Consider the following 14695-nt stretch of genomic DNA (forward strand, 5'->3'; position numbering starts at 1 on the left):
AAAGATGGGTGGCCCACCGGGCACGTCGCCCGGCGGGTTCGGGCCGTCAGCGCTGGAGGTTCTCGCGCAGCTTCAGGCTGCCCCGGAAGCGCAGCGCATGCGGGTACTCCTCCTTGGCGCCCGCATCCACCGCCGCCATCTTCTGCTGGCTCTCCTGCGTCTTGGCCAGCAGCGCGGTCGGCAGGTTCAGCACGCCCTTGATCTGGTCGTACTGCGCCTGCGTGATGCGCCCCACGCCGAGCAGCCGGAAGGCATCGCGCTCGATGTTCAGCAGCAGCGGCTTGTTGCCGGCGAAGTTCTGCGCCTGCGCCAGCAGCGCGCTCCACGAGCCCGCGCTGTAGTTGCTCACGTAGTAGTCCTGCCCGGTCGGCCCGGCCAGCACCGCGGTGCAGCCCGGCAGCTCGAGGTTGGTGCGGTTGTTGTCCATCACGAAGGTCTTGCGCTGCGCCATCGCGTCGCCATAGGCCAGCGTGACGGGCACGGTCCAGGTCGAGGCCGGGTACTGGTTCTGGTTCGGGAACGACTCCTGCGTGATAGCCACGTAGGTGCGGTCGCCCGCGCACTGCGCGTCGACCGTGAGCAGCGGCACGCCGGTCTGGCGAATCAGGCTGTCGCCGATGGCACTCACCTTCTTGTCGGTGGCTTTCTCGAGCGAGCTCCACAGCCGCGAGGGCGTGACGTTGCCATAGGCATAGTCCTTCAGGTAGATCTGCAGGCCCTTCTGCATTGCCTCCTCGCCGATGTAGTTCTGGATCGTCTCGAGCACGTGGCTTCCCTTGTTGTAGACGAAGATCGACGGGCTGATGAAGCCGAACGAACCCGCGTCGTTGAGGTTGCGCTGCACCGGCACCGCCGTGTTCTTGAGGTCGGCCACGATCACGCTGTGCTTGTCGAGCACGTAGTCCGAGAAGCTGTAGTACTCGGGGTGGAACTTGATCGTGGTGCGCCGTTCGAACCAGCGCGCGAACGACTCGTTGAGCCACACGTTGTCCCACCAGTCGAGCGTGACCAGGTCGCCGAACCACTGGTGCGCGACCTCGTGCGTGACCACCGTCACCGAATAGAGCGTGGGCGTGTCGCCGGGCTTGGTCAGCACCGAGTCGGCGAACTCGAAGATCGAGCCCCAGTTCTCCATGCCGCCGAAGCCGGTGTTGGGCTTGTTGTCGTAGCTGTCGTTGGCGGCCACGGTGTCGAACTTGTCGAAGGGCAGCGGGATGCCGGTGTACTTGTAGTAGTAGTCCATCGCGACCTTGGTCCACTCCATCGCGAAGGTGGCCCAGGTCGAGCGGCCGGGCGGCGTGAACCAGCGCAGCGGCATGGTCTTGCCGTCGAGCGGGCTCTTGAATGTGTCCTCGAGGATGTCGAACTTGCCGCCGCCGAAGAAGGTCAGGTACATGGGCATCGAGGGCGTCTTCTCGAACGACACCAGCTGGTAGCCGTCGGGCAGCCGGGTCTGCGATTTCTGCGCGCCGTTCGACACCGTCTTCCAGTCGCCCGGCACCTCGGCCGAGATCTCGAAGGTATGGCGGAACGCGGGCTCGTCCCAGCCCGGGAACCACTGGCGCGCGAAGTTGGTTTCGCCCTGCGTCACGATGGCATCGCTGCTCACGCCCTCGGGCGTGGAGAGGCCGACCTTGAACACGCCGGTGGCGGCCGAGCACAGCGGGTTCTTGATCATCTCGGCCGGCGGGCAGTACTCGGCATCGGAGAACTGGATCTTGCCGTCCCACTCCATGTGCAGCAGGTACTTGCCCTTCGCGATCTGGCCGTCGTTGAGCCGCAGCTGCACGAAGTCGCCGCGCGTCTGCGGCGTGGGGATCAGCGCGATCGCCTCGCCCGGGCTCGAGAGCTTGCGCAGCGTGGTGCGGCCGTTGGCGAACTTGAGGTCGTGCGCGGCCACCACGATCGCATCGACCGGCTTCAGCACCTCGATCTCGACGTCGCCGCGGCCCGTGAAGGTCTTGAGTGCCGCATCGGGCCGGAACCACAGCTTGTAGTTCTTCGGCCAGACCGTGTCGGGCAGCTCCATCGGCTGGGCCGAGCGATCGATGTTGCCGTTCGCCGCCGCGTCGGGCACGGCCGAGGGATTGCCGTCGTCGGGCGCGTTGGCGTCGCCGTTCTGCGCCACCACGTTGCCGGTGTCGGGGGCCGCGCCGGTGCCGCCGAACGATGGCGTGCCGCCACCGCCGCCACCGCAAGCCACGAGCGCGGCAAGGGTCACTGCACCGATGGCAAAGTACGGGATTGCGGGCTTGAGAAATTTCTTCATGATCGCCTCTTGTAGGGACATGCGCCGTCCTGCACCTGCCGGCGTGTGGCCGGCTCCTGCATGGAACGCGCGCGGGTTAAGGGGGTGAAAGGCTCGCGCGTCGGCAAGACGCCACCCTCCCGTCGAACCGATCGTTCGACAGGCAGGCAGTGCCAGCCATGAGCAGCGGTTTCAGTGGACGCGGCAAGCGCGTGCCGCGTGCGACCGCACCGGCGGTCGATGCGGCGGGCCGAGGATCCGCGGCATCAGCGGACTCGGCGTGCGGAAGAAGCGGATGTGCATACCCGACGATGCGCGGGGCAGCGGGAGGACGAATCGCACCAGGAGCCGGAGCGTTCGATTCAGCGAAGGGCGCGCGTGCGATGCACGCGACGCGCGATGGACGAAGCCGCGTTCGGCATGGCCCCATCGGCCGCCTTGCGTCTTCCCGCACCGGCCACGAGGCGATCGGCAGCGAGGACGCAACGGCGGGAGTATGTGCGCTTGGTGTTCGAGATCTTCACGCGTTCTCCCTCCATCGAGTGCGCACAGTTCTAACTGCCGCTCCCCCCACGCGTCAACGAAGCGCGGAACTTTTCCCTCTCAAATTGTTCGCGCTTCATACGAAGAATGGAGTCAACGAGGCGTGGTGCTTCGTGGGGTACGAAGATGGACTCACGCCATCCGCATCGCCGCGCCTTCGACGCGATGCGCCCGGACAACAGCGCATTGCTTTTTCGTTGATGCAGCGCAGTTGCATCAATCGCGGCGCACGCGTTCTTTGGTTCGCGTCGCCGCCGCCGCTGCGGACTTTGGACCGCGCTACAGCACGTAGCCGCGTCCGCGGAAATGATCGAGCAGCATCTGCCCCACCCGCTGCGCCTGATCGAACTCGATCGCATGCCCCGCATCGGGCACCACCATCAGCTCCACGCGCGGCGCGTTGACGCGCAGCCGCCGGCTCGCCACGTCGACGGCATGCAGCGCATCGTCCTCGCCGAGCAGCACGCGGGTGCCGGCCGGCAGCAGCCGCATCTCGGCATCGCTGAGGCCGGCGGCGCGCGGCGGTCCGGCGCCCTGGCTGCGCCAGCGCACGAGCAGGTCCTCGAGCGCCCAGTCGGACAGCGGGCAGGCATGCGGCGAGGAATTCAGCGCCTGCAGGCGGCGCAGGTTGCCGTCGGAGGGATGCAGCCGCGCGAGCAGCGCGAAGACGGCGGGAACGACGCGCCGCGGGCCGATGCGCGGCGGTGCGAGCAGCGCGAGCCTGGAGACGCGGCGCAGCGAGCGCCGCATGTAGGCGGCGGCCAGCCAGGCGCCGAAGGAGGCGCCGCACAGTCCCAGCTTGGGCCGGCCGATGCCGATCAGCACGTCCTCGAGCCAGTCGCAGTAGTCGTCCTCGCTGGCCGGGCGCCGGCCCTCGCTGCGACCGGCATCGCCCACGATGTCGACCGCGTACACGCGCAGCGCACCCGCGAGCACGCCGGCCATGTGCACCCAGGTGCTGGCATTGCCGCCCTCGGCATGCAGCAGCAGCACCGGCACGCCATAGGCCGGTCCCCAGGCCAGCAGGTGGGCGCGGCCGCGCCGCGTGTCGACATGGCGCGATTCCACCGGCACCGGCCAGCGCGCGAGCACGCTGTCGTACGACCGCGAGAGTGCCGCATGGGCCTGGGCCGAGCGGAAATGCGGCAGGAAGGAAATGGCGTCGAGGGACATCGTCGAAAGGCGAAGAGGACGTGGAGGATGCGAAGCCGGCCCCGGGGACCGGCCCGTGAAGCAACGCGCGAGCCTGCTGGATCGTGGGCGGCGCAGATGAAGGTCTGCTGAAGATTCGGCGACTCGGCCTGCCTTGCACCTTTCAGGCTTGGTCGAGAAGCTTTAGGAATTCCTTCAGCTTCGCCGGTTAGATTGCATTCATGAAGATTCTTGTGGTGGAAGACGATTTCGACCTCGCGACCGGCATCCGGGTGGCGCTGCAGACGCAGGGCATGGAGGTGGTGTGGGTGCGCCGCATCGAGGACGCGCGGCGCATCCTCGATGGCGAGGGCTGCGACCTTCTGCTGCTCGACCTGGGCCTGCCCGACGGCGACGGCCTGGGCCTGCTGCAGCACGTGCGGCGCGCCGAATCGCGGCTGCCGGTGCTGATCCTCAGCGCGCGCGATGCGCTCGACGACCGCCTGCTCGGGCTCGACAACGGCGCCGACGACTACCTGGTGAAGCCTTTCGTTCTCGCCGAGATGCTGTCGCGCGTGCGCGCGCTCGCGCGCCGCAGCTACGGCAGCGACGGCGTGACCTTCGAGGTGCGCGGCCTGTGGCTGCACGAGCCGACGCAGCGCGTGCAGGTCAACGGCCAGCCGGTGGACCTGTCGCGCAGCGAGTTCAAGCTGCTGAGCCTGCTGATCAAGCGCACCGACCGCGTGATCACGCGGCGCATGCTCGAGCAGCAGGTGCTGCCGGCCTGGCAGACCCATGGCAGCAACGTGCTCGAGGTCCACATCTCGAACCTGCGCCGCAAGATCGGCGACGGCTACATCCGCACCGTGCGCGGCATCGGCTACGTGATCGACCAGGCCGCGCTGAAGCTGCCGGGAACGCCGTCTTGACGGCCGCGGCGGCGGCCTCCGACGCCCCGCGCGGCTGGCGCCGGCTGCTGCGGCCCACGCTGGTGCGCCGGCTGATGCTGGCGCAGGTGGCGATGCTCACGCTGCTGTGGAGCATCGCGGTGGGCCTGGTGCTCGGCACCTCGCTGACCGAGGACATGGGCATGGTCGACACCTCGCACCGCAGCGTGCTGTCGGTGGCGCACAACCTGGCGGACCGGCCCGCGGCGCTGGCCGAGAGCCTCCAGCGCATGGACACCGCGCTGCGCGAGACCATGGGCAGCGACAACGATCCCTCGCTCTCGCCGAGCCTGCTGGTGTGGCAGCACGGCCGGCTGGTCTACCACTCGGAGGGCGTGCCCACCGACATCGCCAACAGCCGCCTCGGCGTGGCCGAGGACGTGACCGCGCAGGGCAAGCAATGGCGCACGCGTTCGCTGGAGAGCGAGGACGGCGCCACGCGCGTCGCGCTGGTGCTGCCGGCCGGCCCGCAGATGTGGCTGACCTTCCATTCGCGCGGCTACTACATCCTGCCGCTGGTCATCAGCGTGCCCTTCCTGCTGCTGCCGGCCTGGCTGTCGATCCGGCTCGCGCTGCGGCCCTGGCGCAAGGTGGCGCGCGAGATCGCGTCGCGCGACGTGCGCGAGCTCGCGCCGCTGGCCACGCAGACGCGCCACGACGAGCTGCGCCCGCTGGTCGACAACTTCAATGCGCTGATGCAGCGGCTGCGCGCGAGCATCGAGCGCGAGCAGAGCTTCATCGCCGATGCCGCGCACGAGCTGCGCACGCCGATCGCGGCGCTGCGCGTGAACGTCGAGGCACTGCAGGGCCTGCAGGCGCAGCCCGAGCCGGTGCCGCCGCCGCGCCAGCAGGAGCTGATGGCGCGCGTGGTCAGCGCCAGCGCGCGCGCCGAGCGGCTGGTGAATCAGCTGCTGCACCTGATGCGCAGCGCGGCCCAGGTCTCGGCGCCGCGCCCCGCCCTGCTGCGCCTGGACGACCTGGTGCAGGAACGGCTGGCCGCGCTGTCGGTGCTCGCGCGCACGCGCGGCGTGGAGGTGGAGCTGCTGAGCGACGACCCGGCACCGGTGGCCGGCGATCGCGACAGCCTGGTGTCGATGATCGACAACCTGATCGACAACGCCACCAAGTACGCGCCGCCGGGCTCGGCCGTGACCGTGGGCATCCGGCGCGACGGCGCGCAGGCCGAGCTGACCGTGGCCGACCGCGGCCCGGGCATTCCGCCCGAGCTGCGCGAGCGCGTGTTCGACCGCTTCTTCCGCGACCCCGACCAGACCCAGACCGGCAGCGGCCTGGGCCTCGCGATCGTGCGCTCGGCCACCGAGGCACATGGCGGCAGCATCGTGCTCGGCGACACGCGGCCCGGCCCGGGCCTGCTGGTGACGGTGCGGCTGCCGCTCGCGCGCGAAGGCATCGAGCCGGGCGCCACGGCCTCGGTGAAGACCCGCGCCGTGCTGACGGCGGATTGACAGCCGGTGCTCCTACGATGACGGACGCGACATCGACACAGGAGACCCCATGACCATCCAGCGCCCCCGCCTCGCGGCCTTCACGCGCCGCGCCCTGCTCGGCGCCGCCCTCGGGCTCGCGCTCGCGGGCTGCGGCAGCCCCGCCGGCAATGCCCCGGCACCGAAGCCCGAGCTCCACGTGATGACCTCGGGCGGCTTCACGGCCGCCTACAACGAGCTGCGCCCCGGCTTCGAGCGGGCCAGCGGCCGTGCGGTGAAGACCGCCTACGGCGCCTCGATGGGCAATGCCAGCGACTCGATCCCGAGCCGCCTCGCGCGACGGGAGCCGGCCGACGTCGTGATCCTGGCGCGGCCCGCGCTCGATGCGCTGGTCGCGCAGGGCCAGGTGCGGCCCGGCAGCCAGGTCGACCTGGTGCGTTCCTCGATCGGCTTCGCGGTGCGCAAGGGCGCGCCCAGGCCCGACATCTCGAGCGTCGAGGCGCTCAAGCGCACCCTGCTCGCGGCGCCGTCGATCGCCTATTCGGCCAGCGCCAGCGGCACCTACTACGAGACCGAGCTGCTGAAGAAGCTCGGCCTCGAGGCCCAGGTCAAGCCAAAGAGCCGCCGCATCCTCAGCGAGCGCGTGGGCAGCGTGGTGGCGCGCGGCGACGCCGCGCTGGGCCTGCAGCAGGTCAGCGAGCTGCTGCCGATCGAGGGCATCGACTACGTCGGCCCGCTGCCGGCCGAGGTGCAGCAGGTGACGGTGTTCTCGGCCGGCATCGCCACGGCCTCGACGCAGCCCGAGGCGGCGCGCGAACTGATCCGCTACCTGAACTCGCCGGCCAGCGCGCCGACGATCGCGAAGACGGGGCTGGAGCCGCTGGCTTCGCGTTGAGGCGCGCGCCGCCTCAGGCGCCGCCCGGCACGGCGAGCGGCGCATGCTTCGCCATCAGTTCGTCGACCCAGTCGATGAACACGCGCAGCTTCGCGCTCAGGTGCCGGTTCGGCGGGAACACCAGGTACAGCGGCATCGGGGCCACTTCCCAGTCCTCGAACAGCGGCACCAGCTCGCCGCTGTCGAGGTGCGCCTGCGCCATGTAGCGCGGCAGCCAGAGCACGCCCATGCCCGCGACACCGGCCGCGGCATAGGCATTGCCGTCGTCGAGCGCGACCACGTGGCGGCCGCGCGGGGCGAGCTGCTCGCCCGCGCGCGACAGCGCGATCGGCGCCAGCGTGCCGCTGCGCGAGCGCAGGAAGCCGACGATGCGGTGATGCGAATCCTCGAGCTCGCGCGGATGCGCGGGCGTACCGGCGCGCGCCAGGTAGGCGGGCGAGGCATAGACGCCGAGCCGCAGGTCGCCCACGCGGCGCGCCACCAGCGAGGAGTCCGTGAGCTCGCCGCCGCGCAGCACGCAGTCGACGTTGTCGCCGATCACGTCGACCACGCGGTCGCTCACGCCCAGGTCGAGCTGGATCTCGGGATGGCGCGCATGGAAGGCCGGCAGCGCCGGCACCAGGATCAGCCGCGCCAGCGGGGCCGGCACGTCGACGCGCAGCCGCCCCTTGGGCGAGGCCGTGACGCTGGCCAGGCGGGTGTCGGCATCCTCGAGGTCGGCCAGCAGGCGCACCACGCGCTCGTAGTAGAGCGTGCCCTCGGCCGTGACCTTGACCTGCCGCGTCGTGCGGTGCAGCAGCTTCACGCGCAGCCGTGCCTCGAGCTGCTGCACCAGCTGGGTCACGGTGGTCTTGCTCATGTGCAGGGTCTGCGCCGCCTTGGTGAAGCTGCCGGCTTCCACCACGCGCGCAAAGGCCTGCATCGCATCGAAACGGTCCATGTCGTGGTCCGATTGTTTGGGATTGTCAAACAGTCATTGTGCGTCTTGCCCGTTTATCCGCGAAGAGCGAACACCTAGATTCACTGCATCCGCAACCATCGAAGAAAGTGAATCCCATGTCTTCCCCCCGCGATGTCGTCTTTCCCGCCGGCCGCCAGGCGCTCTACGAGCTTCACCGCTACTCGCCGGCCGTGCGCGCCAACGGCCTGCTGTTCGTCTCGGGCCAGGTCGGCAGCCGGTCCGACGGTTCGCCCGAACCCGAGCTCGAGGCCCAGGTCCGGCTGGCCTTCCAGAACCTGAATGCCGTGCTCGCGGCCGCCGGCGCCAGCTTCGCCGACGTGATCGACGTGACGGTCTACATCGTCGATCCGGCCTCGAAGTTCGAGCGCATCTGGAACCTCGTGCTCGCCGAGTTCTGGGGCGAGGCGCCCCATCCCACGGCCACCGCCATCGGCGTGACCTGGCTCTACGGCTTCGACTTCGAGATCAAGGTGGTCGCGAAGCTGCCGGAAACGGCCGCCGCCTGAGACGCTAACGAGCGACGATCCGCTGCACGCCGAGCATGACCAGCATGCCGCCGGCCACGCCATCGACCCAGCGCTCCACGCGCAGGTAGCGCGCGCGGATCGCCTCGGCGCCGAACACCACGGTGATGCCGAAGTGCCACAGCAGCGAGAGCACCGCCACCATGAGGATGGTGGCGGGATAGAACCAGCCCGCGGCCTGCGCGGGCACCAGGGTCGCGAACACGCTGGTCCAGAAAGCCGCGCCCTTGGGGTTGGTGATGCCGGTCAGCAGGCCGGCGCGGTAGGCGCCGCGCGCATCGCGGCGCGTGCCCGCGGGCGCGCGGCGGGCGCTGCCCGCGGCGGTCTTCACGGGGCGGGCCACGGCCCGCCACAGCAGGCTCGCGCCATACCAGACCAGGTAGCTCGCGCCGAGGAAACGCACGGCCGAGGCCAGCCACGGATGGTGCGCCATCAGGGTGGACATGCCCGCGAGCGAGAGCACGACCCAGAAGATCGAGCCGGTCGTGAGCCCCAGCACCACGTAGCGCGATTCGCGCTGGCGCCCGTCGAGCGCCATCTGGCTCAGGATGAAGAAGTTGGGGCCCGGGCTCGCGAGCACGGCGAGGTAGACGCCGGCGATGAGCAGCAGGGGCGAGAGTTGGGTCATGGCGCTGGGGACGGAGGCGAACGGACCCGCCGATGCTAGCGGCAGGCGAACGCCCCTGCCCTCAGCGGGCCTCGATCAGCGCCTTGACCCGGTTCGCCAGCGCATCCATCTCGAAGGGCTTGGTCATCACGTGCATGCCGGGTGCCAGATGGCCGTGGCTCAGCACCGCGTTCTCGGCATAGCCGGTGATGAACAGCACCTTGAGGCCGGCGCGCAGGGTGCGCGCGGCGTCGGCCACCTGGCGGCCGTTCATGCCGCCGGGCAGGCCGACGTCGGTCAGCAGCAGGTCGATGCGCTGGTTCGACTCGAGGATGCGCAGCGCATCGGCGCCGTCGCCGGCCTCGAGCGTGGCATAGCCCAGGCCCTGCATCACCTCCACGATCAGCATGCGCAGCGAGGCCTCGTCGTCGACCACCAGCACGGTGTCGCCACGGTCGGCGCGCGGCGCGGTCTCGACCTGCTCGGCCTCGGCGGTGCTCTCCTCCTTGTGGTCGTGGCGCGGCAGGTAGATGCTGACCGAGGTGCCCTGGCCGACCTCGGAATAGATGCGCACCTGCCCGCCCGACTGCTTGGCGAAGCCGTAGATCATCGACAGGCCGAGCCCGGTGCCCATGCCGATGGGCTTGGTGGTGAAGAAGGGATCGAAGGCGCGCGCCACGACCTCCGCGCTCATGCCCACGCCGTTGTCGCTGACCGTGAGCGAGACGTACTGGCCCGCCGGCAGGTCGCGGCCCGGCGCGCTGCGCGCGTCGATCCAGCGGTTGGCGGTCTCGATCACCAGCGTGCCGCCCTCGGGCATGGCGTCGCGCGCGTTGATGCACAGGTTGAGCAGCGCGTTCTCGAGCTGGCTCGGGTCGGCATGCACGTTCCACAGGCCGACGGCGGCCACGGTCTCGAGCGCGATCTCGGGGCCCATGGTCCGGCGCAGCAGGTCCTCCATGCCGCTCACGAGGCGGTTGAGATTGACCGACTTGGGCTCCAGCGTCTGCCGGCGCGAGAAGGCCAGCAGCCGGTGCGTGAGCGCGGCCGCGCGCTTGACCGCGCCGTGGGCCACGCCGATGTAGCGCTCGAGGTCGGCCTGCCGGCCCTCGAGCCCGCGCCGGCGCATCAGTTCCAGGCTGCCGCCGATGGCGGCCAGCAGGTTGTTGAAGTCGTGCGCGAGGCCGCCCGTGAGCTGGCCCACGGCCTCGAGCTTCTGGCTCTGGCGCAGCTGCTCGCGCGCGGCCTCGAGTTCGGCCGCGCGCTCCTTCTGCTCGGTGATGTCGCGCGCGGCCGAGTAGTTGAGGCCGCCATCGGGCACCGCGGTCCACGACAGCCAGCGGTAGCTGCCGTCCTTGGCGCGGTAGCGGTTCTCGAAGCCGCGCGTGCGCTCGCCGCGGGCCAGCCGCGCGAGCTCGGCCTCGGTCGCGGCCAGGTCGTCCGGATGCACCAGCTCGCGGAACGGCATCGCCATCAGCTCCTGGCGGCTCCAGCCGAGCACCTCTTCCCAGGCCGGGTTAGCGCTCTCGAAATAGCCCTGCCCGTTGGCCACGCCCAGCAGGTCCTGGCTCAGCTCCCAGGTGCGGTCGCGCTCGCGCGTGCGCACCTCGACCTCGCGCGCCAGCGATTCGGCGAAGGCCTGCAGCTCGAGCTGCGCCTCGCGCCGCGCGATCGCCGAGCGGATGCGCTCGCCGACCTCGCCGATGAAATCGAGCTCGTCGCGCGACCAGGCGCGCGCGCTGCCGTGGTTGAGATAGAGCAGCCCGACCAGCCCGCCGCGCTCGGTCAGCGGCATGTTGACCACGGCGCGCGCGCCGATGCCGTCGAGCGCATCGGCGTTGGCACGCGTGCGCGGATCGTCGTGGGCATCGGCGAAAGCCACCGTCGTGCCCTGGCGCAGGTCGTCGATGTAGCTGCCGTAGTCGCGAAAGTGCAGCGTGCCGGCCAGGCTCTTGACGCCGGGCGCGGTCCAGTCGCGCTCGATCTCGATGGTCTCGGCCGCCTTGTTCACCACGCCGTAGCCCGCGCGGTCCACCTGCAGCTGCATGCCAAGCATCTGCGAGGCGGTGTAGGCGATCTCGCAGATGCCGTCCATGTCGCGGATGCGGTCGCTGAGCTCGATCAGCGCCAGCCGCCGCGACTCGGCGGCGCCGAAGATCTCGTGGGCCACGCGCAGCTTGGCCTCGGCCGCCTGCTTGGCCTCGCGGTCGGCCGCCTCCTTGAGCGCGCGCTCCATCACCACCGGCAAGCGCGCCAGCCGGCCCTTGCTCACGTAGTCGGTGGCGCCGCGCTTGAGCAGCTCGACCGCGTTGTCCTCGCCGATCACGCCCGAGACGAAGATGAAGGGCGTGAGCGGCGCCACCGCGCGCGCGATCTCGAGCGCATGCGCGCCCGAGAAGCCCGGCAGCTCGTAATCCGACAGGATCAGCTGGTAGCGCGCGCTCTGCAGCGCGCCCGTGAAGCCCTCCTCGTCGCACACCACGGTCACGCGCGCCCCGGGGAGCGCGGCGACCAGCGCCTCGGTCAGCAGTTCGACGTCGAAGCGCGAGTCCTCGAGGACGAGGATGTCGGGGGCCGTCGTGGACGCCGTGCCGCTACTCATGGCGCCGGGTGGCCTTGAGCGACCCCGGCGGCGGTTCGTTGAGCACGGCCCAGAACACCCCGAGGTCGGCGATCGCCGAGACGAACCGGTCGAAAGCCACCGGCTTGACCACATAGGCGTTGACGCCGAGCTCGTAGCTGCGCAGCACGTCCGACTCCTCCTGCGAGGAGGTCAGCATCACCACCGGGATGCTGCGCAGCGCGGCCGAGGCGCGCACTTCCTGCAGCACCTCGAGCCCGGTCACCTTGGGCAGCTTGAGGTCGAGCAGGATCACGGCCGGATTGCCCTCAGCGCGATCGGCATGCTCGCCCTCGCGCTTGAGATAGTCGAGCGCCTGCGCGCCGTCGCGCAGCACCACCACGTCGTTCGCCAGTTGGCTGCGCTCCAGGGCCACCAGGGTCAGTTCCAGGTCGCGCTTGTCGTCCTCGACCAGCAGGATCGGCTTAAGCATCCTCTTCTCCGTCAGTTGCGTTGCTCGAATTCGTTCCATCCGCCTCCGCGCCCGGCAGCACGAAGCCGAAGCAGGCGCCCGCGCCCAGTTCGCCGCGCGCCCACACCGTGCCGCCATGCCGCTCCACGATCCGCTTCACGTTGGCCAGGCCGATGCCGGTGCCCTCGAACTCCTCGGCCTGGTGCAGCCGCTGGAACACGCCGAACAGCTTGTCGACGTACTTCATCTGGAAGCCCACGCCGTTGTCCTCGACCTCGAGGCCGGTGCCGGCGGCATTGCGCACCGCGCGCACCGTGATCACGGCGGGCTCGCGGGTGCGCGAGTACTTGACCGCGTTGGCCAGCAGGTTGCGCACCGTGACCTGCAGCAGCAGCGGGTCGGCGTACAGCGGCGGCAGGTCTGGCTCGACGCGCCATTCGATGGCGCGCGTGGGCTCGATGCGCACCAGCTCGCGCACCAGCCCCTCGACCAGCGAGGGCGTGTCGACCGCGCGCTTCTGCAGCGCGGCGCGGCCCATGCGCGAGAAGTCGAGCAGCGCATCGACCATCTGCCCCGCGAACGCGGCCGCGTCCTTCACATGCGAGAGATAGCGCCGCGCGCGGTCGGTGAGCTGCTGGCCCTCGGTCTGCGTCACCAGGTCGACATAGCCCGCGATGTGGCGCATCGGCGCGCGCAGGTCGTGCGAGACGGTGTACGAGAAGGCCTCGAGCTCGCGGTTCACGCGGCCCAGCTCGGTCGCCACGGCCGCGAGCTCCTCGGCGCGCCGCAGCACGATGCCGATCAGCGCCTGGCGCAGCTCGACGGCCGCGCCCTGCTCGGCGCCGGTCCAGGGATTGGAGCGCCCGCGGATGTGCTCGACCCAGCTCTGGAAGCTCAGCCGCGGATGCATGCGCCGGCCATCGGGCACCATCGGCTTGCGCGGGTCGCCGGCCCATTGCACGGTCTGCACGATCTCGGGCCGGAACCACAGGATCAGGTGGCGGTGCACCTGCGAGATCGAGATCGCCAGCACGCCGGCCGCGACCGACTGGCAGTCGGCGAAGGGCGCGAAATGCGCGGCCAGCGCGTCGCTTTCGTAGACCTCGACGCCGAGCCCCGCGATCCAGTGCGCGAGCTCCTGGATCTGCGCCTCGGCCGGCACGTCGCCCACGGTCCAGACCGCGTCGTCGAGCACCACGGCCGCGCCGGTGGCGCGCGCCACGCGCAGCAGCAGCGAGCCTTCGTCGACCAGGCGGCGCAGGGTGGCGTCGCTGTCGGCGAGCTGCGACACGGTCTGCAGGGTGAGCTGGCGCAGCTCGAGCCGCTCGGCCACCTCGCCGTGGGTTTCCTTGGCGTCGATCTGCATCGACAGCAGCTGGCCCATGTGCTCGCAGGCCAGCCGGGTCGCGGTGTCGAGGAAGCGCGGGTCGTGGTCGTGGCAGGAGATCAGCCCCCAGAGCCGGCCGCGCACCACGATCGACACCGACATCGAGGCCAGCGTGCCCATGTTGCGCATGTACTCGAGATGGATCGGGGACACGCTGCGCAACTGCGCCTGCGACAGGTCGATGCCGGCCGGCGCCAGTGCCGCGTCGTTCGAGACCAGCGGCACCGGGCTGTAGTTGGCGTCGGCGATCAGCCGGAAGTGATTGACCAGGTAGAGAGCGCGCGCCTGCTGCGGAATGTCGGAGGCCGGGAAGTGGTGGCCGACGTAGCTGTCGTAGCCCGCGTCGGCGGCCTCGGCCAGCACCTCGCCGTGGCCCGCGGCATCGAAGCGGTAGACCAGGCAGCGGCCGAAGCCCGTGAGCTGCTTCATCGCCCGCGCGACCAGGCCGGTGAGCTCGCCCACGTCGACCGCCTGCTGCAGCGCGGGCAGCAGGATGCGGCTCAGCGCGTAGATCGGCGCCTCGTTGCCCGCGGCCGGCTTCGCGGCCTCGAACTCGGCGACCAGGTGCTGTTCGGTGCGGTGCACCGCCACGTCGAGCAGGTGGCCGGCGATGTCGAGCGCGCCCAGCGACACCGGCGAGGCGCCGGGCTGCAGCGCCGGCAACGCCATGGCGCGCAGCACCCGCGCCGCCGCGGCGGCTTCGCCCTCGGGCCAGTTGTCGCTCCAGGCCAGCGGCGCCAGGCCCTCGGGCGCCAGCACCAGCATCCGGCCATGCGGCTGGATCGAGCCCGGCACGCGGATCGGCTCGAGATCGCAACTCGACAGATCGACCGCGTCGACGCTGCCGGGGAGGGATTGCGAGGGCGTGGGGGAAGCTGGCACGTTCGGTGGAAAGGACGAGGCCGGATCGGTCGGCGCGGGGTGGGAGGGGGAATGGATCGAGGTCGGTTCGATCATGCCAGCGGCCTCGGCGGC

At 70.5% G+C, this 14695-nt stretch carries 11 protein-coding genes; 4 read left to right on the forward strand and 7 right to left on the reverse strand.

Going from position 1 to position 14695, the window contains the following annotated elements; genetic code table 11:
• Window positions 1–46: 46 nt before the first annotated feature.
• Together AC1HIL_RS23370 and AC1HIL_RS23375 are read right to left on the reverse strand one after the other, a co-directional pair.
• On the reverse strand, window positions 47–2269 hold the full coding sequence (locus AC1HIL_RS23370) for a M1 family metallopeptidase (RefSeq protein WP_479670109.1): 2223 nt from the start codon (window positions 2267–2269) through the stop codon (window positions 47–49).
• A gap of 801 nt (window positions 2270–3070) precedes the next feature.
• Complete coding sequence (locus AC1HIL_RS23375; RefSeq protein ID WP_479670110.1) at window positions 3071–3964, reverse strand: alpha/beta fold hydrolase; 894 nt, start codon at window positions 3962–3964, stop codon at window positions 3071–3073.
• 200 nt (window positions 3965–4164) lie between these two features.
• On the opposite strand from AC1HIL_RS23375, the gene AC1HIL_RS23380 reads away from it, so the two are divergent.
• Genes AC1HIL_RS23380 through AC1HIL_RS23390 form a run of 3 tightly spaced genes read left to right on the forward strand, consistent with a single transcriptional unit; the run spans window position 4165 to window position 7209 of the window.
• Complete coding sequence (locus AC1HIL_RS23380) at window positions 4165–4851, forward strand: response regulator (RefSeq protein ID WP_057593088.1); 687 nt, start codon at window positions 4165–4167, stop codon at window positions 4849–4851.
• On the forward strand, window positions 4848–6335 hold the full coding sequence (locus AC1HIL_RS23385) for a sensor histidine kinase (RefSeq protein WP_064262270.1): 1488 nt from the start codon (window positions 4848–4850) through the stop codon (window positions 6333–6335). The genes AC1HIL_RS23380 and AC1HIL_RS23385 overlap by 4 nt, the downstream gene beginning before the upstream one ends.
• 49 nt (window positions 6336–6384) lie before the next feature.
• Window positions 6385–7209, forward strand: a complete 825-nt coding sequence (locus AC1HIL_RS23390; protein ID WP_057593087.1) for a substrate-binding domain-containing protein — start codon at window positions 6385–6387, stop codon at window positions 7207–7209.
• 13 nt (window positions 7210–7222) lie between these two features.
• On the opposite strand, the gene AC1HIL_RS23395 is transcribed toward AC1HIL_RS23390, so the two are convergent.
• Window positions 7223–8149, reverse strand: a complete 927-nt coding sequence (locus AC1HIL_RS23395) for a LysR family transcriptional regulator (RefSeq protein ID WP_479670111.1) — start codon at window positions 8147–8149, stop codon at window positions 7223–7225.
• Between the two features lie 116 nt (window positions 8150–8265).
• On the opposite strand from AC1HIL_RS23395, the gene AC1HIL_RS23400 reads away from it, so the two are divergent.
• On the forward strand, window positions 8266–8676 hold the full coding sequence (locus AC1HIL_RS23400; protein WP_057593085.1) for a RidA family protein: 411 nt from the start codon (window positions 8266–8268) through the stop codon (window positions 8674–8676).
• 4 nt (window positions 8677–8680) lie between these two features.
• Here the strand turns inward: AC1HIL_RS23400 and AC1HIL_RS23405 are convergent, their stop codons facing one another.
• The 4 genes from AC1HIL_RS23405 to AC1HIL_RS23420 all read right to left on the reverse strand — a co-directional run bounded on the left by AC1HIL_RS23405 (window position 8681) and on the right by AC1HIL_RS23420 (window position 14677).
• Window positions 8681–9322, reverse strand: coding sequence for a LysE family transporter (locus AC1HIL_RS23405; protein ID WP_057593084.1), 642 nt, complete (start codon window positions 9320–9322; stop codon window positions 8681–8683).
• A gap of 61 nt (window positions 9323–9383) precedes the next feature.
• A complete protein-coding gene (locus tag AC1HIL_RS23410) occupies window positions 9384–11903 on the reverse strand; it encodes a response regulator (RefSeq protein WP_479670112.1) in 2520 nt (839 codons plus the stop codon).
• Window positions 11896–12354 (reverse strand): response regulator, encoded by a 459-nt coding sequence (locus AC1HIL_RS23415; RefSeq protein WP_057593082.1) that lies wholly within the window; start codon window positions 12352–12354, stop codon window positions 11896–11898. Before AC1HIL_RS23415 ends, AC1HIL_RS23410 begins: the two co-directional genes overlap by 8 nt.
• On the reverse strand, window positions 12347–14677 hold the full coding sequence (locus AC1HIL_RS23420; RefSeq protein ID WP_261207081.1) for an ATP-binding protein: 2331 nt from the start codon (window positions 14675–14677) through the stop codon (window positions 12347–12349). Before AC1HIL_RS23420 ends, AC1HIL_RS23415 begins: the two co-directional genes overlap by 8 nt.
• Window positions 14678–14695: the final 18 nt, after the last annotated feature.

The organism is Variovorax sp. ISS6, assembly GCF_056523145.1.